General features: G+C 50.1%; 24 protein-coding genes and 1 riboswitch. Of the genes, 23 read left to right on the forward strand and 1 reads right to left on the reverse strand.

Features of this window, described 5'->3' with window-relative positions:
• The 7 genes from HMPREF9473_RS09155 to HMPREF9473_RS09185 all read left to right on the forward strand — a co-directional run.
• Positions 1-420, forward strand: a 420-nt coding sequence (locus HMPREF9473_RS09155) for a DUF975 family protein (RefSeq protein ID WP_034858180.1), incomplete at its 5' end; no start/stop codon positions are given.
• 45 nt (positions 421-465) lie between these two features.
• A complete protein-coding gene (locus HMPREF9473_RS09160) occupies positions 466-726 on the forward strand; it encodes a PRC-barrel domain-containing protein (RefSeq protein WP_006779810.1) in 261 nt (86 codons plus the stop codon).
• A gap of 99 nt (positions 727-825) precedes the next feature.
• Positions 826-1,386 carry a TetR/AcrR family transcriptional regulator gene (locus HMPREF9473_RS09165; protein WP_006779811.1) on the forward strand — a complete coding sequence of 187 codons (561 nt, stop codon included), beginning with the start codon at positions 826-828 and terminating at the stop codon, positions 1,384-1,386.
• A 98-nt stretch (positions 1,387-1,484) separates the two neighbouring features.
• Complete coding sequence (locus tag HMPREF9473_RS09170) at positions 1,485-2,399, forward strand: ABC transporter ATP-binding protein (protein ID WP_006779812.1); 915 nt, start codon at positions 1,485-1,487, stop codon at positions 2,397-2,399.
• A gap of 3 nt (positions 2,400-2,402) precedes the next feature.
• Positions 2,403-3,080 carry an ABC transporter permease gene (locus tag HMPREF9473_RS09175; RefSeq protein ID WP_006779813.1) on the forward strand — a complete coding sequence of 226 codons (678 nt, stop codon included), beginning with the start codon at positions 2,403-2,405 and terminating at the stop codon, positions 3,078-3,080.
• Between the two features lie 2 nt (positions 3,081-3,082).
• The gene (locus HMPREF9473_RS09180; protein ID WP_006779814.1) at positions 3,083-4,396 is read left to right on the forward strand and encodes an MATE family efflux transporter; all 1,314 of its coding nucleotides are present in this window, start codon (positions 3,083-3,085) and stop codon (positions 4,394-4,396) included.
• Positions 4,397-4,586: 190 nt separating this feature from the next.
• Complete coding sequence (locus HMPREF9473_RS09185) at positions 4,587-6,536, forward strand: hypothetical protein (RefSeq protein ID WP_207636789.1); 1,950 nt, start codon at positions 4,587-4,589, stop codon at positions 6,534-6,536.
• A gap of 18 nt (positions 6,537-6,554) precedes the next feature.
• Here the strand turns inward: HMPREF9473_RS09185 and HMPREF9473_RS09190 are convergent, their stop codons facing one another.
• Positions 6,555-7,331: a DeoR/GlpR family DNA-binding transcription regulator gene (locus HMPREF9473_RS09190; protein WP_006779816.1), complete on the reverse strand. Its 777-nt coding sequence runs from the start codon at positions 7,329-7,331 to the stop codon at positions 6,555-6,557.
• Between the two features lie 281 nt (positions 7,332-7,612).
• On the opposite strand from HMPREF9473_RS09190, the gene deoC reads away from it, so the two are divergent.
• The 16 genes from deoC (at position 7,613) to HMPREF9473_RS09265 (ending at position 22,039) form a co-directional block, all read left to right on the forward strand.
• Positions 7,613-8,287, forward strand: a complete 675-nt coding sequence (gene deoC / locus HMPREF9473_RS09195) for a deoxyribose-phosphate aldolase (RefSeq protein WP_034858183.1) — start codon at positions 7,613-7,615, stop codon at positions 8,285-8,287.
• Entirely contained in the window at positions 8,287-9,024 is a 738-nt protein-coding gene (locus tag HMPREF9473_RS09200) for a nucleoside phosphorylase (protein ID WP_006779818.1), read from the forward strand. The genes deoC and HMPREF9473_RS09200 overlap by 1 nt, the downstream gene beginning before the upstream one ends.
• A 5-nt stretch (positions 9,025-9,029) precedes the next feature.
• Positions 9,030-9,896: an energy-coupling factor ABC transporter ATP-binding protein gene (locus tag HMPREF9473_RS09205; protein WP_006779819.1), complete on the forward strand. Its 867-nt coding sequence runs from the start codon at positions 9,030-9,032 to the stop codon at positions 9,894-9,896.
• Positions 9,881-10,720 (forward strand): energy-coupling factor ABC transporter ATP-binding protein, encoded by an 840-nt coding sequence (locus HMPREF9473_RS09210; protein WP_006779820.1) that lies wholly within the window; start codon positions 9,881-9,883, stop codon positions 10,718-10,720. Before HMPREF9473_RS09205 ends, HMPREF9473_RS09210 begins: the two co-directional genes overlap by 16 nt.
• A complete protein-coding gene (locus HMPREF9473_RS09215) occupies positions 10,711-11,328 on the forward strand; it encodes an ECF transporter S component (RefSeq protein WP_006779821.1) in 618 nt (205 codons plus the stop codon). Before HMPREF9473_RS09210 ends, HMPREF9473_RS09215 begins: the two co-directional genes overlap by 10 nt.
• A 23-nt stretch (positions 11,329-11,351) precedes the next feature.
• Positions 11,352-12,140, forward strand: coding sequence for an energy-coupling factor transporter transmembrane component T (locus tag HMPREF9473_RS09220; RefSeq protein ID WP_006779822.1), 789 nt, complete (start codon positions 11,352-11,354; stop codon positions 12,138-12,140).
• 93 nt (positions 12,141-12,233) lie between these two features.
• Entirely contained in the window at positions 12,234-13,484 is a 1,251-nt protein-coding gene (locus HMPREF9473_RS09225; protein WP_006779823.1) for an MFS transporter, read from the forward strand.
• The gene (locus HMPREF9473_RS26135; protein ID WP_006779824.1) at positions 13,485-14,420 is read left to right on the forward strand and encodes a carbohydrate kinase family protein; all 936 of its coding nucleotides are present in this window, start codon (positions 13,485-13,487) and stop codon (positions 14,418-14,420) included.
• On the forward strand, positions 14,407-14,547 hold the full coding sequence (locus tag HMPREF9473_RS27310; RefSeq protein WP_157140211.1) for a hypothetical protein: 141 nt from the start codon (positions 14,407-14,409) through the stop codon (positions 14,545-14,547). The genes HMPREF9473_RS26135 and HMPREF9473_RS27310 overlap by 14 nt, the downstream gene beginning before the upstream one ends.
• A gap of 1 nt (position 14,548) precedes the next feature.
• The gene (locus tag HMPREF9473_RS09235; protein WP_006779825.1) at positions 14,549-15,484 is read left to right on the forward strand and encodes a hypothetical protein; all 936 of its coding nucleotides are present in this window, start codon (positions 14,549-14,551) and stop codon (positions 15,482-15,484) included.
• 15 nt (positions 15,485-15,499) lie between these two features.
• Positions 15,500-16,282, forward strand: coding sequence for a BtpA/SgcQ family protein (locus HMPREF9473_RS09240; protein WP_006779826.1), 783 nt, complete (start codon positions 15,500-15,502; stop codon positions 16,280-16,282).
• An 84-nt stretch (positions 16,283-16,366) separates the two neighbouring features.
• The gene (locus HMPREF9473_RS09245) at positions 16,367-17,491 is read left to right on the forward strand and encodes an SIS domain-containing protein (protein ID WP_006779827.1); all 1,125 of its coding nucleotides are present in this window, start codon (positions 16,367-16,369) and stop codon (positions 17,489-17,491) included.
• Positions 17,488-18,417 carry a carbohydrate kinase family protein gene (locus tag HMPREF9473_RS09250; RefSeq protein WP_006779828.1) on the forward strand — a complete coding sequence of 310 codons (930 nt, stop codon included), beginning with the start codon at positions 17,488-17,490 and terminating at the stop codon, positions 18,415-18,417. The genes HMPREF9473_RS09245 and HMPREF9473_RS09250 overlap by 4 nt, the downstream gene beginning before the upstream one ends.
• Entirely contained in the window at positions 18,414-19,133 is a 720-nt protein-coding gene (locus HMPREF9473_RS09255) for a nucleoside phosphorylase (RefSeq protein WP_006779829.1), read from the forward strand. The genes HMPREF9473_RS09250 and HMPREF9473_RS09255 overlap by 4 nt, the downstream gene beginning before the upstream one ends.
• Before the next feature lie 116 nt (positions 19,134-19,249).
• A complete protein-coding gene (locus HMPREF9473_RS09260; protein ID WP_006779830.1) occupies positions 19,250-21,091 on the forward strand; it encodes a DUF4135 domain-containing protein in 1,842 nt (613 codons plus the stop codon).
• Positions 21,092-21,152: 61 nt separating this feature from the next.
• Positions 21,153-21,272: riboswitch (FMN riboswitch) on the forward strand.
• Between the two features lie 131 nt (positions 21,273-21,403).
• Positions 21,404-22,039: an ECF transporter S component gene (locus HMPREF9473_RS09265; protein WP_006779831.1), complete on the forward strand. Its 636-nt coding sequence runs from the start codon at positions 21,404-21,406 to the stop codon at positions 22,037-22,039.
• Positions 22,040-22,123: the final 84 nt, after the last annotated feature.

Below are 22,123 nucleotides of genomic sequence, written 5' to 3' on the forward strand. Positions count from 1 at the left end.
ATTATCATTGAGGACCCGGATAAAGGGATCTTGCAGGCGCTGTCGGAAAGCCGCCAGATGATGAGAGGGAACCGCTGCCGCTATTTTGGACTGGGACTCAGCTTCCTGGGAATCCTGGCCCTGGCTTATATGAGCTTTGGAATCGGTATGCTGTGGATTGTGCCTTATCTTATCTGCACGAATGTGTTTTTCTATCTGGATTTGAAACCTGTGGTAGAGGTGTACCAGCCGCAGTGGGAGATGGCCGGAATGCAGGGGGAGACGTTTGTGGAGGCAGAGTTTACGGAGGTGCCAGGGCAGGCGCCGGTGGAACCGGGGTATGTGGAGATACCAGGGCAGGCGCCGGCGGAGCCGGAGCAGCCACAGTCATCCGCCCAGCCGGACGACATGTATGAGAGTTATGAATCACAGAATTGGTAGAATTATTTGAAGATGCGCATAGAATACAGCAAGGAGGTGTATTCTATGCGCATTTGTGAACTCAAGCAGAAAGAAGTTATCAATGCCAACGACTGCAAACGTCTCGGCTTTGTGGGAGACGTGGATTTTGACATGTGTACCGGCTGCATGGTAGCCATCATCGTCCCAGGCCCCGGGTGCTTTTGCGGTTTTATCGGAAGGGAGAAGGAGTATATCATCCCCTTCTGCGACATCTGCCAGGTTGGGGATGACATTATTCTGGTGGATGTGAAGAAAAAGAACGTGGAGGAAGCGTGTAAGGTGTGAGTTTACTACATAGGAAACAGGATGATGACGAATGAGTGAATATTATTCATTGACATCTGAAACGTATGGTGCTATACTTCCTTTAAAAGGAGGTGTGCCATGCGTGTAACGAAAGAGCCGGAGGAGCGGAGGCAGGAAATCCTGGATACCGCCATGCGGCTGTTCTATGAGAAGGGCTATGAGAAGACATCCATTACCGATATTGCAAATGCAATCGGGGTGGCACAGGGACTTTGCTACCGGTATTTCCCCTCAAAGGAAGCCCTATTTGACACGGCTATCGACCAGTATGCCGAAGAACTGGCCGGAAAATTTGTTCTTCCCCAAAGCAGTAAACCATTGACCTTAAAAGAGATTCTTGAGACGATGCCAATGATGGTGGAAACAGAGGATACCGACTACTACAAAGCCCTCCACGTGAATGAAAACAGGAAATTCCACGACCAGCTTGCCCTGAAAGTCTGCGAGAAACTGTGGAAACCGGTTATGGAACTGTTGAAATATGCACAGGAAACCGAAGAAATTCACCTTGACGATATCGAAACCGCCGCCAGATTCTGCGTCTACGGCCAGCTGGGCATCCTGCTGGATGGCGATATTCCGAAGGAAGAAAAGGGAGAGCGCATCCGCGCATTCCTGCTATATGCACTGAGATTATAAAAGAATCCCCTGCTATAATGGCAGGGGGTATTTCAAACACATTTAATGAATGATATTCATTCATAGAAATAACTATCTAAGAAAGGAACTGCAATCGTATGAAAAATGATATCATATGTCAGACATCGAAACTGACAAAGTCTTATGGCAAGGCATTTGCCTTAAAGGATGTGGATTTTCAATTGAAAAAGGGAGACATTTACGGCCTGATTGGCGAGAATGGAGCGGGGAAGACGACGCTGATAAAAATCCTGGCGGGAATTATTTTCCCGACGGAAGGGGAAGTGGAGCTCTTTGGTGGACGGGAGGCCAGGATGTTGGAGAGAGCCCGGACCAGAGTAGGGTTTACGATTGAAAATCCGGCAATCTATGACGATATGACCGCCAGGGAAAACATGATGATTCAATGCAGGCAGCGGGGAATAAGTGATGGGAGAGTGGTGGACAACCTACTGGAAATGGTTGGCCTGGAGGGCGGTGACAGGAAAAAGACGAAGAGATATTCGCTGGGGATGAAACAGAGACTTGCTATTGGTATGGCATTGCTGGGAGAACCGGAAATTCTTGTTCTGGACGAGCCGGTGAACGGTCTGGACCCCATGGGAATCATGGAGTTGAGGGAGTTGCTGACGAAGTTGAACCGGGAGAGGGGAGTTACGATTGTCATTTCCAGCCACATCCTTGGGGAGCTTCACAAACTGGCTGCGTGTTATGGAATTCTTCACCGCGGAAAGATGATAGCGCAGATGACGGCCTCCCAGCTGGACGAGAAGTGTCAGAAGTATTTACGAATCAGGGTTCATGATGTTTCAAAAGCCCTGGATGTTCTTAGAACGATGGGGATAAGACGGATAGAAAATGACGGGGAAGGTGGATTGAGAATCTATGACTGCCGCATGGACAGTGGGGAATTGAATGACAGGCTGGTTCAGAATGGGATTCGGGTAAAGGAGCTTGTCATGGATTCCGGAAATCTTGAAACATTTTTCTTTCATATGATAAAGGAGAATTAAACTATGAAAAAAATAATCAGTGCCGAATGTTTGAAAATGCGTTATGGAACAGGGATGAAGCTGTGCCTGTTCTTTGTGATAGCGCTGAGTGCGATAAATGCCGGATTACATATGTCGAGAGATGAATATGGGACGATGTATTTCATGAGTGAGATTTTTGGACTGGTCATCAGCGCCCTGTTTGCAGGTCTTTTTCTTAGCAGTGAGTATGGGAATAAGACGATTTATCATACGTTACACACCGGATGCAGCCGGACCCAGATTTATTTTGCAAAATATATCAGTTATATGGTTTCCTGTTTCTGTTTCCTGGCGCTCAATATGGAAGTGCTTTTCCTGACGGTAATGTTTCTGGGAAAACTGGGCGGCGAGGTGTCCGTTGTGACCGTGCTGGTTTATGTGCTGGCAGGAATCGGTTATGATATGTGTCTGGCAGGAGTCTTTTTCTTTATGGGGATGATGATAAAAGATTCGGGAATCACGGTTACCGCGGGTATCATCATTTCCGCATGGATGGTGGCCTCCTCCGAAATTCTCTGGACCGACCGCACCTATCCGCTGGCGCTTGAGAGATATGAGATTCTCCAGGCCATACCGGTGATGAATCTGTCACTTACCTTTGCTGTCACGATGCTGGTTGTAGTAGTGGGGAGTTTCCTGTTCAGAAGAAAGGAACTGTGAGTATGGAGAGGACAAAAATTGATTTTATTGGAGGAAATACGGGACGATGCCTGTTGAAAATGGCGCTTCCGATGATAGCGGCCATGTTTTTAAATATGGCGTACAACCTTGTGGACAGTTTGTGGATTGGCAATCTGCTGGGGGAGACGGCCTATGCGGCCCTCACGAACGCAACGCCGGTTATCCTGATTTTGACGTCAGTGGCTATGGGGGCTGCAAATGGGATATCCATTCTGCTGTCCCAGGCCATTGGCGCGGGGAATCAAAAACGAACGGAATCTTTGATAGCCACGTCGTTTCTCATGGCAGTCGTTTTCTCACTGTTGGTTACGGTGGTTCTGGAACTGACACTGCCGTACATTTTGACAGCATTACATACCCCTGCGGAAACGTATGATATGGCTTACCGTTATCTGGCCGTCTATGTGCTGGGCTATTTGGCAGTCTATTTGTACCTGTATTTTACGGCCGTATTGCGGAGTTTTGGAGATGCCGTGTTTCAGGCGGCGGCCATGCTGGTATCAACAATCCTCAATGCTATTCTCGACCCCATCTGGATTCATCTCATGGGCTTTCAGGGAGCAGCGGCTGCCACATTGCTCTCCCAGGGGATTTGTTTGATGTTTATGTTTGTCTACCTGGGGAAGAGAAAGCTATTTTCCTTTCATGTGGCATGGTTTGATAAAAGCGACATATTGCCTCTGATTCAAAAAGCGGTGCCCTCCGTCATACAGCAAAGCATTCCGGCAGTCAGCGCCACCTTTTTGACTTCACTGGTGAGCGCCTACGGCATCACCGCCATCGCGGCTTATGGCATCACGGGAAAACTGGAGACCATCCTGTTCTATCCGGCCATGGCGTTAAACATGGTGCTGACGACCATTACCGGACAGTGCATCGGAGCCAACAGGAGAGATAGGGCGAAAGATTATCTGATATGTGGGCTGAAGTACGGCTGCAGCCTGCTGGCGCTGTTATCAGTATGGATGGTCACATTCTCAAAACAGCTCTCCGGATTTTTTGTGAAAAATCCAAAAGCTGCCGCCATTGTAGGCGCTTACTTCCTGATCGTCGGAGCTGGCTACGTCCTGAACACCGTGACCAACAGCTTCCTGGGCCTGTTAAATGGCCTGGGGAAACCCGCGTACAGCATGTGTTTGATGATATTCTACTATTTGGTCGTCCGTATGCCCTTGGCCGGCCTGCTTTCCCAGGGGGGATACGGACTCAACGGAATTTGGACTGCCGTGCTAATCAGCCATGTGTGCGCGGCGGTGGCGTCTGGGGTGGTGTGTGCGCTTCAAATGAAGAGATAGTGAAACTTATTGGGAATCAGTGTGCCACGGCTGCTGATTCCTTGTTTGTAATCTTTATCAAACCTTTAAATAAGAAGAAGCAAAATTCTGTTACAATGGAATTGGGAAAACAGGCGGCTCCTGCAGCTTAGGGAGAATTATGAAGGGGACAGATACTTTTCTGTCAGAAAGGAAGTGCAGCGTGTACGATATGTTACCGGAAAAGAGCAAAATGCAAAAATATAACAGGAACAAAAACCAACAAAAAAGATTTAAACCAATGCTTCAAATGAATGTTGTTCAACGCAAACTGCCTGGATATCCTAAAAATGCCAGAGAACTAATGAAAATGCAGATTGAATTGCAGGAAAAATCGGAAGATGAAATTGCCGCGGAGGTGCTAAGAGTTAACCCGGACGATGAAGGTGCTTACACTACTGTTGGGTTTGAACACGAGTTTGCAAAATTTAAAGAAGATCAGACTAATCCATTACATGGAAAAGAACATGTTGAACTTGCAAAATCAGATATAACCTTAGGTCAAACTGGTTTGCCTTTTATACTGGAAACTGACTATGACGATACAATTGAACTGGTTGGAGCACCTCTTATTATCCCTACGCCAAAAGAGTATCCAGTTCCGTTTGCTGACGATGTCAATAAAGTAGATTTTTATATACAGTCAGCACTTATGAGCATCAGCGGGGCGGAAGATTTTAAAGGAATGAAACAAGCATTTTTGGTATATATGGGGTTATGCTTCGAGAATGAGACAGCAGAAGCTATTGATGATTTAAGTATACATTTTGGAGCAATGGGAGGAAAAATAGCTCCGCAGGTCAATTTTGCTACCAGTGCGGTTGTTTATGATGCGGCAAAAGAGGTTTCGCTTGATAAAAGCCAGGGAGATACAATAAAAAAATATTTAGATAAAGAGGATAGATATAGGGCTAAAATAGATGAAATTTCGGGTGCTGATATTGCACCTAATGTCAAAATTTTTTTAAAAGAGTTAGCTAAAAATTTAGGCTTTACTGATTTTGCCGGGTACTTGGCTGAATATAATAAAATGAAAGGGAGTAATAAGTCAGGTGTAGAGTTATGGCGGGCAGGGCTTCTGATCAGTTTAGTAAAAGATACCAATACATTTTGGCTAAAAGATACCATATTTAATTTTGGTATGGGGTTATTGACTCCGGAGGAATGGCAGACGGTACTTGATATCTGCAAAAAAATGAAAGATGCCCCGGATTTTATGGATTGCGTTGAACCAATCAAGAAATTAATTCAGAAAATTGAATTGTTGACGATGAACGGTTACAAGTTACCTTATGAAAGGCCGCATGTCGAATATGGCCAACATGATCCTGAATATTTAGGCGCAAGGCAAGATACCTATGTATCATTAGATGGAAATAAAAAGGCTCCTCAATTTAAGGATACAACCTTACATTTAGTTGAGGCACGTGGACTTGGAGGAAAATATGAGGCCGGAGATTTGTTTCATAAAGTAGAGGAACATTTACTTGAACTATCACCCTTGCAGTTTAGAGATACACCTTCAGGATTAGATATGGAAATAAAATATGTAAAGAGAGAAAATGCCATAATAATCAGCACCTCATCCTCAAATCCGCCTGTTATTCATGAAAGTAAATCCATTTCTAGTTCCAATTTATATCTTTCAAAAATAAGGTATGATGATTTGGGAGATGGAGATGGAGATGGAGACAGAACGGCGATAAATATACCAACAGGTCCTGCATCATCTTACACCATAGAGTTAAAGGGAGACCAGACATCCCAATTCCGTTCCTTTATGAACCGATTAACTGCCGTAAATTCTTATCAATCAATACCTCCGTTGCAATCACAAAGTACACCTTTGGGATTTGATATGGAGATGCGATATGTAAGGGAAGAAAATGCCGTAGTAATCCATACTTCACCTCAAAATCCATTTTTAAGAAGTAAAATCAAAAAGTTTACTTTACCTGAATTAAAAAATTCAAAGATAGAATGTGAGGATTTTGAGGATGATGGAAGCAAAATGATTACGATAATAACTGATTCTGAAACGCCTTATATTATAACACTGAATAGAGACTCTGCATCTCAATTTCAATATTTTATTTATCGGCTGCTGGAAATAACTTCTTAGCAGGTCAGCCCGGTGGCATTATACTTTTATGACAGTTATCCCCTTTTCATTCAAATACTCTCCCCACTCTTCCGTCAGCCCGCTATCCGTAATGACAGTGTGGTAGTTCTCGATCTCGGAGATGAATGTGGTCTCGACCTGGTCAAATTTGCTGGAATCGGCTAGGAGGATGCGCTCGGCGCTGGCCTGGAGGAGGGCTTTTTTGGTGGCGGCCTCGTAGTTGTTGGCGCAGGTGACGCCAAGGTTTCTGTGGATGCCGGCGGCGGAGGCGAAGAGCTTTTTGGCGCGGATGTTCTTTAGGAAGGAGAGACTTTCGGTGCTCTCGAACATCTGGGTGTCCGCGTGGAAGAAGCCGCCGGGGCAGTGAATCTTTAAATTACTCTTGTTGATCAGTGGTGAGAGGACATTGTAGCTGACGCAGATGACGGTCGCGTTTAAGGACGCACTGAGGGCGTGGGCCAGGTGCTCGGTGGTGGAGCCTAAGTCGATGATGATGACGTCGTTGTCCTCCACCATGGAGGCGGCCTTCTGGCCGATGGCTATCTTGTTGCTTAAGTTGGCGTCCTTGGCGTTGGCGATATCGTAGGTGCCGGACGTCAAGGACTGGCTGGTGTCGTATACCAGAAGTCCGCGGATGTTTCGGATAAAGGGATTGTTGTTGGTTAAAATCTCCAAATCCCTGCGGATGGTCATCTCCGACACCTGGAGGGTGTCGGACAATTCCTTGACCGGCATGGAATGCCGCTCCTTCAATATCATTTCTATCTGGTTTATTCTCAAAGCGCTTTTGCTCATGTCCTGTCTCCTTAAAGAATCTGTTTCAGTCTCCTATGAACTCATTATATCGGAATCAAATACCAAAAACAAGTGGAATTGTGATAATCACAAAAAATATGTAATTATAGTAACATTAATGTTGACTATTATCCAAAACTGGACTATAATCAAACCAAGAAAACAAAAAAATACATAAAATATTTTAACAAACCAGAATTTTATTATGCAATATCAATAGAGTACCGTGAGCGAAGGATAAGAAAATGATAACATAGTAACATTTTTAACTCAAAGGAGGTATGGCTGTGTATGAGGAGATTCTTTCCAGGGTTGACCACACGCTGTTAAAGCAGACAGCTGGCTGGCCGGAGATTCAGGAGATTTGTGATGACGCGGTTTTGTACGGCGCGGCATCGGTCTGCATCCCGCCATCATTTGTGAAGCGGGCGGCGGAGTATCTGGACGGGCGGATGAAGGTCTGTACGGTGATTGGTTTTCCAAACGGATACAGCACCACGGCGGTGAAGCGGTTTGAGACCGAGGACGCCATCGCAAACGGCGCCGATGAGATTGACATGGTGGTCAATCTGGGGGATGTGAAGGATGGCCGGTGGGAGCTGGTGAGAGAGGAGATTGCCTTACTGAAACGCTGCTGTGGCGATAAGGTGCTGAAGGTGATTGTGGAGACCTGTCTTCTGACGGAGGAGGAGAAAGTCAGGATGTGCGCCATCGTGACGGAGACGGGAGCCGATTATATCAAGACGTCCACCGGTTTTGCCGGCGGGGGAGCTACTTTTGAGGATGTGGCATTGTTTGCCCGCCACATCGGAGAACATGCGAAAATCAAAGCCGCGGGAGGCATTGATTCCCTGGAGACCGCAGAGCATTTTATCGAGCTGGGGGCATCCAGGCTGGGAACCAGCAGAATCATCAAAATCATAAAAAAACAAAACAAAGAAGACGGAGGTGTATGATGGCAATGTTGACAGAAGACGGATTACAGTATCACGTGAGATTGAAGGAGGGAGATATCGGTAAGTACGTGTTTCTTCCGGGGGACCCGTTTCGGACCGATGTGATAGCCAGTTATCTGGATGACGCCAAATTGGTGGCCCACAACCGGGAACACAAGACCTGGACCGGTTATCTGGACGGGGAGAAGGTCTCCGTGACATCCACGGGCATGGGATGCCCATCCACGGCAATCTGTGTGGAGGAGCTGATTAAGGTGGGCGCGAGAACGCTTATCCGTATCGGGACGGCAGGACCGGTGAAGGACGAGGCGGACTGTGAGAAATATGACGGAGCCATCTGCACGGCGGCCATCCGGGATGAGGGAACGACCATTCACTATATCCCCGTGGAGTACCCGGCGGTGGCGGACAGACATGTGGTGGATGCACTGGCCAGGGCGGCCGGGAACCGGGGGCTTCATTTCCTGGAAGGCATCACCCAGTCCAAGGATTCGTTCTACGGCGAGGTGGACCCGGACAGTTCCCCCAACGCGGCCAGACTGAAAGAGCGCTGGGAGGCGTGGAAGAAGGGAAATGCCGTGTGCAGCGAGATGGAGTCGGCGGCATTGTTCATCATCGCTTCCATCCGCGGCGTCCGGGCAGGGGCCATCATGAACTGGGGCGATATGGAGCAGACGATTGAGACCGCATGTGACGCGGTGAGACTATTGATAAAGCAGGAAAAGGACGCTGGTTAACGCTTATGGGGAAGCCGATTATTGAAGTAGAACATTACAGTTTTGTGTATGAGGGAACGGAGAAAAAGGTGCTGGAGGATGTCTCCTTTACCATTGAGGAAGGGGATTTCGTGGGAATTATCGGCTGCAATAAGGCCGGCAAGACCACATTGTGCCAGTCCATGGTGGGAATTCTTCCTTTTATTATGGGAGGCGACTGGGACGGCAGCATCACGGTGGACGGCAGGAATTTAAATGATTCCAATGGAAAAGGAGTTGCCGATATTATCGGAATCATTTTCCAGGATGCGGAGAGTCAGTTTACCCAGGAGACGGTGGAGGACGAGCTGGCATTTGCCATGTGCAACTTCGGCTATGAGAGAGAGGTTATGAGGGAGCGGATTCTCTACGCCTCGAAGGCCTGCGGTCTGGAGGATATGCTGAACCGCTCGCCGTTAAAGCTGTCCGGCGGGCAGCAGCAGAGACTGGCTATCGCCTGTATTCTGGCGCTGCAGCCGAGAGTGATTATTCTGGATGAGTCTACCTCCCAGCTGGACCCCCTTGGACGGGATGAGGTGTTCCAGCTGGTGACCAAGCTTCATGCCAAGGGGACCACGGTAATCATGGTGGACCACAATATTGAGAAGATTGCGGAGTATGCGGACAAGGTTCTGGTGCTGCATGAGGGAAAGGTGGTTGTCTACGATGACACCCACAAGGTGTTCCAGCAGAAGGAACTTTTACAGGAGCATTTTGTCAGGGTACCGCAGGTGACGGAGGCGGCCCTCCGGATGGAGGAGCAGCTGGGCATCAGCGAGGCGCCCATTGAACTGGAGACGGCGAAGAAGGTGTTTGCGCCTTTAAGGGGGGGTATGAGATGGAGGAAGCCGTAATAAGGACGGAGAAGCTGGTGCACACCTATCCTACCGGTGTGACGGCACTGCGGGAGATTGATTTGAGCATTTACCGAAATGACAAGATATCTATCGTCGGCCAGAACGGAAGCGGGAAGACGACGATTGTGCGGCATTTCAACGGATTGCTGAGACCCACGTCCGGGAAGGTGTATTTAAACGGACAGGACACGACGGGACAGGGAGTCAGCCAGATGTCAAGGCAGGTGGGCTATGTGTTCCAGAACCCGAATCACCAGATATTCTGCACCAGTGTGCGGGACGAGCTGGAGGCAGCCCCGGTGAATTTCAAGTTTTCGCCGGAGGAAGTGAAGCGGAACGTAGACGAGGTGGTGGAACTGATGGACTTGAAGGACATCCTGGATATCCACCCCATGACCCTTGACTATACGACGAAGAAGATTGTGACCATCGCGTCGGTGTTGACCTTCAAGCCGGATGTGCTGATTATGGATGAGCCCACCGGAGGTCTGGACGAGGCGGGGCGCATCATGCTGACCAAGATTATCAATATGATGCATGAAAATGGACATACCGTCGTGATGATTTCCCACGATATGGATTACGTGGCGGAGAATTCGGACCGGGTTGTGGTGATGTGCCAGGGCCAGGTGATTGATGACGGAAAGCCGGAAGAGATATTTACCAACGCCGAGGTGTTAAAGAAAGCCCAGATTGAGCCGCCGCAGATCACGCAGCTGGATTTGTATCTGAAGAGCCAGGCGGCGAAGGGAGCTATTCTGAGTGTGGAAGAGTTTGTAACATACTATCAAAATAAAGGGGGAAAAGAATTATGTCAATGAGATCAGTGGATTCTTCAAAGGGGAAACTTAGGAACACGTACATCGCCATCATGATACCGCTTGGTGTCGCTATCAACCTGGTGGGCGGCCAGGTGGCTTCCAAGCTGGCGCTGCCGCTTTACATGGATTCCATCGGTACGGCGATTGTGGCCGCGGTGATGGGGCCGTGGGTGGGCGCTGTTTCCGGCGTTCTCTACAATGTGATCAGCGCGTTAATCAGCGGCAATATGCTGAGCGTCATGTTTGGCCTCTGTAATATCGCCACGGCGTTTATCATCGGTTTTATGGCGAAGAGCGGCAAGTTTACTACCTGGGTACACGCGGTTGTGGCCACGATTCTTGTGGCATTGGCCAACGCGATTATGGGCGCACCCATTGCGGTTGTGGTATACGGCGGCATTCAGGGCGGCGGCGTTGATTTGGTTGTGGCAGGATTCCTGGCAGCGGGTCAGGATATTCTCTCCGCGGCATTCCTGGCGAGAGTACCGATTAACCTGGTAGACAAGGGAATCGCCTGCTTCGTGGCATGGCTGATTCTGATGAGACTTCCGGAGAATATGAGAACCATGGCTGGCAGCCGGAAAAAAGCGGTGGCCAAGAACGATTAGAAAGATGACGTGAGGATGAGCGCATGATACAAAAAGTGAATAAACCTACATTTCTGCGGAAACTGTATCCCAACACGAAATTGTGGTTGTCGCTGGCATTGGTGCTGGTGGTGATGCTGGTCCAGAATTACTGGATATCCGGGGCCATTATGGTGATCAGCGTACTCTGGACGGTTCGTGAAAAGTACCTGATGGAATTCAAGGTGATACTGTTTGCCATTCTGTTAATGTTTGTCATGATGTTTGGCATCAACGGGATGCTGAACCCGGTCTGCGACAAGACGAAGGACCCGCTGTTTATCCTGCCGCTGCTCAACTGGAAGTTTTATAAAGAGGGTCTTGAATATGCCATGGTTTATTTCATGAGAATCGCACCGCTGATGGCGTCGTTGTTCCTGCTGTTTCGGACCATCAATATGACGGATCTGGGTGTGGCTATGTGTGAGGCGGGGCTGTCTTACCATGCATCCTTCATTTTCGTCAGTACGTTTCAGATTATCCCGGTTCTGGGGAAGGATATGAACCAGATTATGGACGCGCAGAGAGCCAGAGGGCTTGACACGGAGGGAAATCTCTGGAAGCGGTTTAAGGCATTTATCCCGGTGATGGTGCCGGTGGTGGCCAACTCCATCATGAAGGTCCGCGACAGGGCGGTGGCCATGGAGAGCAAGGGATTCAATGCGGAGTGCGGGAAGACCATTTACCGCGATTTGGAGAAGACAAAAGCGGATATGGCGCTGAAGGTGATGAGTATTGTGGTTTCGGCCGGATGTGTGGTGTACTGGATTCTGGTTCGGTTTGTGTGGAAATGATAAATAAAGTCTGAGAGAGAACGGGCTGTCTGTGATGGAGAAAAGTGGCTGAATGCCTGCCAAATCAGACAGCCTGTTTTAGAAGGAATTGTGATGCGAAGTGAGAATGAAATCATTGCGTTGAAAGAAAAGTATTATAAGAGGAATTACGTGACCATGCTTCTGGAAGCCTTCTGTGTGAATTTTGCCTTCAGCATTTTCTCCTACACGACGGTGTTTCCGGTTTATGTCCAGAATATCACGTCCAACAGCTTTTTCGTGGCGCTGGTGGCGGTGGTTTACTTTGGCTGTTCCTACGGCTCCAGTATTCTGTCCTGTCTGGTGGGGCTGAACGCCAAGAGTCCCAAGTGGACGATGATTCTGATTTGCGGGCTGGAGCGGGTGGGTTTTTTGTTTATTATCCTGTCCACCTATGTGATAGGAAGCAGTGAGGCCCTGGCGCTGACCACGTTTTTCGCTTCCTTTGCGGTGTTTGCCATCTCGGCGGGGATGGCGTCGCCGGTGTTCAGCAATATGCTGGGGAACATTTTCCACCGGAATATCGGAGGGTTTTACGGTTCCTATTCCCTGGTGGGAGCGGCGGCGGGGGTGCTCAGCGCGCGGATTATGAAATACCTGCTGGACGCGTACCAGTTTCCGGTGAATTACCGGAGGCTCTTTATCTTCGGGACGGTGATGGCGGTGCTTGGCTCGCTGGTGCCGGCCATCGGGGTGAAGGAGGTGCCGGATGAGAAGGTGCGAAAACGGGTCTATGCCAGAGAACTTCCGGGGATTGTGAAAGAGATTGTGAAGACCAACGTGCCTTACCGTCAGTTTGTGCTGCTGCGGATTATTCTGGGGGCGGCGGAGATGGCGATTCCGTTTTACATTGTCCGGGTGTCCCAGATGGATGAGGTGACGCCGGGATTTGTGGGGACTATGACCACGGTGCTGCTGCTGTCCAATATGGCGGCCGGGAAGCTGGCTGGCTATGTGGGGGACTGCCTGGGTCCGCTCTATATGGTGCGGTTTGGAGCGGTGAGCGGGATGCTGGCGGCCGGGCTGGCGATTGTGATGCCTCATTACGGATTCGGGTATCTGCTGTTTGTGCTGGTGGCGTTTGCCCAGCAGTTTATTCAACTGTCTAACAGTGTGGCTGGGATTATCTATTCGAGAGGGAATATGATACCGGTGCTGGTGGCGGCGCTGGGGATTGCGGTGGCGCCGGCTTACATCGTCTGCTCCTCTTTAGGAGGGGTGATGAGCCGGGTGTTCCATCTGAATGTGGTGTTTGCCATTGCGCTGGCGGTCTACGGGCTGGTAGTGGCGATGACATTCCGGTATTCGAGAAGGGGGATGCATTAGATGAAGGATGGTTATGTGGTGGCGCTGGGGCCGGTGGATGTGGATGAATATTATCGGTGCACGACGCCGCTGCTTCCTGGGGCGAAATGTTTTGTAAGGAAGGAGGAGGTGCTTCCCGGCGGACTGGTGGCCGACGCGGCCGGGGTGCTGGGGACGCTTGGGAGGAAGACCTACCTGCTTGACACGCTGGGGGAGGATGAGTACACGGATTTCCTGGCGGAGAGTCTGGAACGGCTGCAGATTGACACGAGGTATGTGGAGCGGCTGGCCGAATACAGGAATCTCAGGGCGACGATATATCTGTCGGAGGGGGAGAGAACGGTGTTCATCCATGAAAATGACAAGCCTCCGGTGACGGTAAACGATGAGATGAGGGAGCTGCTGCGGAACGCGGATTTTCTGTATACGACGATTTATAATCTGAAGGAGCTGGAGAATTACCGGGAACTGGTGGGGGAAATGAAGGAGAGCCGCACGGGGATTATGGTGGATGTGGAGCCGACGACATTTCTGGACAGGGAGAATGAGGAGGATGACTTTCTCTTTCGGATGGCGGATATTATTTCTTTTAATGAGGCTTCCTATGAGAAATACTGCAAGGGGTCTGATGTGGATTTCGCCAGGAAGCTGGCAGAGGAGAACGGCTCTATCGTGATGGTGACCATGGGGGAGCGGGGATGCAGAATCTGTGGTGACGGAAAGGAGTACCACATTCCGGCCTTTCGCGTGAAGGTGGTTGACACGACCGGGGCGGGAGATACCCACAATGGGGCGTTTCTCTATGGATATTTGAAAGGCTGGGGGATAGAAAGGGCCGGGATGTTTGCGGCCGCCGCCGCCGCGTGGGCTGTGACGGGAAAAGGGGCGCAGGCGGGAGCGGTGCCGGAGCGGACGGTTCTGGAATTCTTGGAGAGATTGCAGCGTGGAGACGGATGAGAATGGGAATAGGATAGGAAACGGGGATAAAGGCATAAGCTGGAACAGGATAAGAATGAGGAAGGTGCAGAGGGATAAGAGCGGAACAGGAATTGGATTGAAATGGGACAGAAATGAGGTGAGATAAGATGGATTTGAGAGAGAGACTGACAACTTCGAAAGAGGATTTTGACGATATTGTGCTGGGCAGAAAGCTGGGAGCGAATTCCAATATCAGTTCTATCATCCATATGCTGAGGGATATTGCCGGGCAGGTGGAGCAGGGCGGAGTGACTGGTGATATGGGAAGACAGACGGCATTTGCGCTGACGGAATATTTCGATGAGATGAGAGGCGATTCCAGTATTGCGGTGAGAAATGCCATCGGGCGGCTGATGGAGCCGGTGAGGGCGGAGGGGCTCTCTGGCAGGGAGTTTGCCAGCCGGCTGGTGGAGAGCTGTGACGCCTATGAGTATGAGAGCGCCCACTGGAATGAGAAGATTGTGGCCTGCGCGCGGGAGGTGCTCAAGGATGTGGGGACGCTGATGGTGTACGACTATTCCAGCACGGTGAATGCGGTACTCCAGGATGCGGAAGACTGGGGGCGGGACATCCGGGTTTACATTCCGGAGAGCCGGACCCTGGACGGCGGGATGCCGTTTATCAGAAACCATGCGGGCTCGAATCTGCATTTCTCTCTGATACCGGACTGCGCAATGGCTTATTATGTGGTGCTTTGTGACGCGGCTCTGGTGGGGGTGGAGACCTTCTGCGGGGACGGAGGGCTTTACAATACGACTGGTTCTTTGAGTCTTGGGATTCTCTGCCGGGAGTACGGGGTTCCGTTTTATGGGATAACCCAGTTTCTCAAGATGGACAGGAGACTGTCGGAGCAGACACCGAAAAAGCTGGAGGAATATGATATGAGCCAGGTTCTCGGCGTGGCCGGTGTCCAGGTGGAGGCTGGGCTGGATGTGAACTGTGTGGGAATTGAGCTGGTTCCGCCAAAGTATATTACGGGGTATATGACGGAGATGGGGTATCTTACGCCGACACAAGCGGCCGGGATGCCGTCTCTTAATTAGGAAGGAGAGGTTGCGATGTTTGGTAAGGAAAAGATAGCCCTGGGCATGGTTCAGCTGCCGCCGCTGCCGGGGACTTATCTGTATGAGGGGCAGCCGTTTCAGGAGATTGTCGACTATGCGCTGCGGGAAGCGTCATCACTGGCGGACAATGGGTTTGACGGTTTTATTCTTCAGAATTTTGAGGACGGGCCCACAAAGCAGCTGTCCACCATGGAGACGGTGGCTTACATGACCAGGGTGGCCGTGCATTTGAGGGAGACATTTCCGGATATGATTCTGGGGATTCTGGTCAACTGGGACGGCGCCGCGTCGCTGGCGGTGGCGGAGGCGGCCGGTGCGGATTTTATCAGGGTGGAGCATGTGTACACCCGCGGGGAAATGACCACGTTTGGCTACATAGAGGGCCAGTGTATTGAGGTCTGCAATCTGAGAAAACGGCTGAATTCCAAGGTGAAGGTGCTGGCCGATGTGTATGAGTGCCACTCCGTGCCGGTTGCACCGCTGCCGGTGCGGGAGGCGGCGGTGGAGACGGTGCGCTATGCGTATGCGGACGGACTGTTTCTGTCTGCGGGAACGGTGGATGAGGCGATGGAGATGGCGGCGCAGGTGAGAGAGGTTCTTCCGGATACGCCGCTGATCATCGGAGGCGGCACCAACGGGGGAAATATCCGGAGGGTGCTGCAGGCGTTTGACGGCGCCTGTGTGGGGGCGTGGATTAAGGATGGTAATTTGAAAAATCCGGTCAACCGGGAGCGGGCGCGGGAGTACATGAGCCAGGTGCGGGAGGCGGAGAGATAGGAGAGTATATGAGCCGGGCGCAGTTGGCGGAGAGATAGGGAAGCGTATGAGCCGGATGCGGCAGACAGAGATAGGAGGAGATTTATGGGAGAGACATTGGGGGATGTCCTCAGGGGACATCTGTACCGGGAGATATATGGCCAGGGGGATATGGTGCTTGAATACCTCCCGGATTATGAGAGACAGGTGGAGGCCGTCACGGAGGGAATGGACTGCGGGAAGCTGAAACGGATTTACGTCTGCGGGTGCGGCGATTCCTATTACGCGGGGGAGGCGGCCAGAGAGGCATTTTATCGATATGCGGATATCGATGTCGTCCCCGCGGAGGCCTATGAGTTTGTGGCCTATGAGCACAGAAGACTTGAGAAGGAGGACCTGGTGATTGGCGTGTCCGTGTCCGGAAAAGTGGGCACCAGCTTGAACTGTCTGGAGCGGGCACGGGAAAAACAGGTGCGGACCCTGGGGCTGAATAACTGCCGTGGCAGCGCCATCTGGAGCATCGCGGACGCGGTGGTGGACATCCATATTCCGACGCCGGAGGAGGGACCGGTGCCCCAGACCTGCCACTATCTGGCCAATCTGGCAGCACTGTTTCTGCTGGCCCTCCGGCTGGGGGTGAAGAAGCGTCATATCAGCCAGGAGGAGTACGAAGCGGCCATGAGAGACATCCGCTATAACCTGGGTGTCATGAGGGAAAATGCTGCCGGTCTGGATGAAACGGTAAAGAGGATTGCAAAGCAGGCTGTCAATAGTTCGCTCTATGTGGTGACCGGACACGGTGTGAATCTGGCGACCGCCAGGTTTGCGGTGGCGAAGCTCCATGAGGCGGCATGCCAGGGACATATCGTCCAGGAGACGGAGGAGTGGGCCCATGAGGAGCGGCAGATGACGGGGAAAGATACGTTTACCTTCGTGCTGGCTTCGGGAGCCGGCGCGGTCCGGGCAGCGAAAATTCTGGATATCATCGATTCCTTTGGAAGCCATGGGATAGCTGTGGCAGGTTTTGGGGAGCAGCGGGAGCTGAAAGCGGAGTACCGGCTGGAGGTGAAGATGGCGGATAACGAGGCATTTTCCCCGATGAGTCTGAAGCTGCCGATGGAATTGTTTGCTTACCACATCTCAGAATTGACGGGGGTCTGCCCCTTCCACTTTGATGACACGGTGCAGACGAAGGCGATTGAGAAGCTGATTTATAAGGAGAATAGATGAGAAGGGCGGATTATCTGGTCAATGGGGCCATGATGGTAAATGAGATTACGTTCTGCGACGGAAAGAAGCTGTCCGGAGTCATCGGCGGCGGCGCTGTCTACGCGGCGGCCGGAGCGGGATTGTGGAGTGAGCGGGTGCTTCTGGCGGCGGGCTGCGGGGAGGACGGCGGGGAATATTTCTTTCCGTGGATGGACAGCTATGGGCTTATCCGGGATGGCGTGCAGATCAAGGGGAAGAAGAGCAACCGGTTTTTCCTGCGGTATCACGAGGATGGAAGCTATGAGGAGGGGCTTTTAGGACAGGAGGAGACGGACTGGAGCCAGATTGATTTTATGACGCTGGCGCCGGAGGAGATGGAGCCTTACTGCCAGGATATCAAGGGGATGTACAATATTATGGACATCGATGCGGACTACTGGGCGGGGATGGACGACATCAAGAAGAAATACGGATTTCACATCATGTGGGAGGTGGCGACGGCCACGGCCAATCAGGAGCATCTGGAGGATTTTTACCGGATTCTGCCCACGGTGGATTACTACTCCCTGAACTTAAAGGAGGCCCGGAGCCTGTTTGGGTTACAGGAGGAGCGGGAGGTGATTGCCCATATGGCCGGCCTTGGCGTGCCGGTGTATTTCCGGGTGGGCGTGAGAGGGGCATACCTGATTGAGGGGGAGCGGATACGGTTTATGCCGTCCTATATTTCCCCGGGAGAGGTGGACCCGACAGGGTGTGGAAATGCCTCCACGGCCGCCGCTATGGTGGGACTGGTGGAGAGACGGAGTCCGGAGGAAATCTGTGCCATGGCGGCGGTGGCCGCGTCGTTTAACGCAAGACAGTATGGACCCCAATCATGTATGAATGAGGAGAAGCGAAGGGAAGCAGAAACATTGGCTGCGAAAATTGTGAGGGAGGTAACACTATGATAAATACAACAGATAAAATGTATCACATTCAATGTGCGAAGGGAGACGTGGGACGGTATGTTTTGCTGCCGGGGGACCCATTTCGAACGGATTTGATAGCCAGCTTTTTTGACGATGCCAGACTGGTGGCCCACAACCGGGAGCACAAGACCTGGACCGGGTATCTGGATGGGGTCAAGGTATCGGTGACATCCACGGGCATGGGATGTCCGTCCACGGCCATCGCGCTGGAGGAGCTGATAAAATGCGGGGCCGACACCTTCATCCGTGTGGGGACGGCCGGAAAAGTCTGCGATGCCGCCTTTGCCCCGGAGCTGGACGGCGTCATCAACACGGCGGCGGTCCGGGATGAGGGAACCACCATCCACTACATCCCCATCGAGTACCCGGCCGTAGCCGACCGCCATGTGGTGGACGCTCTTGCCAGAGCCGCCGCCAATTTAGGCTATCACTACGCCGAGGGCATCACCCAGTCCAAGGATTCCTTCTACGGCCAGCACGAGCCCGACAACATGCCCGCCGCCGCCCGCCTTCACGAGCGTTGGGAAGCCTGGCGGAAGGGCAACGTGATGACCTCCGAGATGGAAGCCGCCGCCATATTCGTGATTTCCTCCATCCGCGGATGCAGGGCCTCCTCCATCATGTCCTTCGGCGACATGGAGAAAACCGTGCGGGTGGCCTGCGATGCGATTCGGCTTTTGATTAAGGAGGATTAACTGTTACCTATTAATAATTTTTAATAAATCTTTAGCAAAAGGGGCACCGGGTTTTGGTATAATGATATAAACAGCGGTTTAAAAATACTGAAAAGAAATATGGCAGGAGGATTTCTATGTATGAACAGCTTATCAGCCAAAACAGTCGGACAAAGAAGTATGCAGCACAAAACACAAAGCCTTCTGTTAATCAGGTGCCCTATTCTTCTATGATTCATTTGGCTATAAAAAGTGGGCCTTTGGTGCTCCAGAGAATCAGACCGGAGACGGTCAGGGACAGGGCGGGAGATATCACAGCAACTGAAAAAGAATTGAGTCATTTAGTGAGGGTAATTACCGGCATTGTTTCTAAATCTGATGATAATACGGTGGGGCATGCAGAACAACTGATTGAACTGTTCAGACAGGAATTGAACCAATATGAGGAATTCTTGCGGCAAAGCAATGAAAATAATCCGAATTTAGAACAAATAGTTCTCTCGAAAAAAAATAAAAAGCTGCAAGATATGATTTATCTTTATGGCACATTAGAGCTTCAAGGTGAATCATTAAAGTCAATGGAGAGAATGCTCACAGACGACGGAGGACTTGACTTTGGCGGGAAAATTACCATGTCTGTCTCCAATGTATATAGTCAATTAAATAAAAGAAATAAAGATTTATTCGAGATTCAATTTGCCCGCCTTCAAACTCTTACTACGCCCAAAGGAGCATTAGAGGCGGTGAGAAATGCGGGTAAAAATTTAACAGCTAACCGTCTGCTTGTTAATCCGGGCTATGGAACATATGATGAGGCCAAGATGCCTGCCAATGTCCAAAATGCGTTTGTGAACCGCCTTACTCTGACTACAAACTTAATTGCGCGTGTAAAAGCTGAGGTTGGAGATGATGTTATCGTTACGCCTACTGGATCGGACCCACATTTTCAAGGAAGGCAGGCATTATTTTTGGAGTATCCGGATGGAAGCAAAAGGGTATATAAAGATCGTTCTCTGCGGGTTGATGACGCCTTGACAGGAAATAACGGGATATTTGCCACTATCAATCAGTATTATGGTCAGCCTATTGAGCTTCCGGTTATGGAAATAAATCCTGATACAAGAACCGAAGAATATGTTGAAAGGACAGGGACAGAACGTGAAAATCCTGTTACGAAAGAAGATGCATGGAATTTTTATTATCAGCTGGGCATGATGCAATGTGCCGGGACGATTTTAAGTCTTGTGGATATTCATGCGGATAATGTTATGTTTATACCAAATGGGCCTATCATAACAGATGCGGAATGTAATTTTCTGGACAGTGTTGGGACATGTATTGAAAGTGGTCTTTATAGCGTATTATCGACTGCTGAGATAGAGGGTAAACCGGCAAATTCACTTTTTTACATAGATACCGGCGGTCCTGAAGGAATCATGTCGACGGAAGCTCATCGCTTATATACAGAAAAATATTTATACTTTTTTAATTATCATGTGTTTCAGGATGCTTATCAATGTGGATTCGATAATCTGTTAAATACACTTTGGGCCCGGGAACAGGAATTTTTAAGCGATTATGCAGAAAAACTAAGACAGGTGGATTGGATTCGAATGCTTCCGTTATCAACAGATGAGTTTGCAAGTTTTATCAATGAGTTTTTGTTTAATCCAAAGCATGAGAAACTTCTTAAAACATATACACACAAAATATTGATGGGGATACGAAATAAACACAATTACAAATTTTTACGCAAGGCGAACATAAACAGGAGTGCTATCCATAATGTCCTTGAGAGAGCGGGAAAAGAGGGAACCATACCAACAGTAGAATTTAATATGGATGACGGCTGTATCTATATGGACCAAACAATGATCGGAACCACGAATAGAACAAAAGAGAGCATGATCTTTGACATGAAGAACCGGGCATCCGGATTGATTGAGACTACCAGGCAGCGTGGACGCAGATGGGACTGAATTCAAAATTCTACTTGAACTAAATCAGAAAAGGTATTATAATAAAGTCGTAAACAAAATAATAGTTCTTCGGGGCAGGGTGCGATTCCCTACCGGCGGTGATAGTCCGCGACCCGCTTATGGCGGCTGATTTGGTGCAATTCCAAAACCGACAGTATAGTCTGGATGAGAGAAGAAATTGTGTGACGGAAGATGGATTTGCCCCGGATATTTTTTTATGATATCCGGGGCTTTTTGTTTGAACATGTTGATGGCTCCCAAAACACAATTCCTCTTGAAGATGAACCTGGAACACTCAAGGAGGAAAGAAACATGAAACAGAGCAAGTTATGGAATGTGAAAAATGTGGTACTGATGGGGATGTTTGGCGCCCTGGCGGCGGTGCTTATGGTGTTTGAATTACCGCTTCCCTTTATTGCGCCGTCCTTCTATGGACTGGACTTAAGCGAGATTCCGGTGTTAGTGGGCACCTTCTCCATGGGGCCGCTGGCCGGCGTGGTGATTGAGCTTGTGAAGGTGCTGGTGAAACTGTTGATCAAGCCGACCTCCACAGGCTTTGTGGGCGAGCTGGCCAACTTCTGTTTTGGCTGCTCCATGATTCTGCCGGCGGGCTGGATTTACAAGGTGAACCGGACGAAGAAGGGAGCCATCATCGGCATGGCGGTGGGCACTGTCTCCATGGCGGTTGTGGGAATTGTGGGCAACGCTCTGGTGATGCTGCCATTCTACTCCAACTTCATGCCGCTTGACACGATTATCGCGGCGGGGGCTGCCATCAATCCGGCCATCTCCAATGTCTGGACCTTCGCGGTGATCTGCGTGGGACCCTTCAACTTAATCAAGGGATTTGTGGTATCCCTGATTACGGCCCTGGTGTACAAACGGATCAGCATTATCATCCACATGTCCCATCCCCTGGGGAAAAAACAGGTGAAGGAACAGGCATAAACAGTTTCATACAGGCATAAAGTAAGACTGCCTCCTGCTTGATATTTTGAATGGTATGAGTTACAATAGACACCATTAAGATAC

Source organism: Hungatella hathewayi WAL-18680 (genome assembly GCF_000235505.1).
GTDB lineage: Bacteria > Bacillota > Clostridia > Lachnospirales > Lachnospiraceae > Hungatella_A > Hungatella_A hathewayi_A.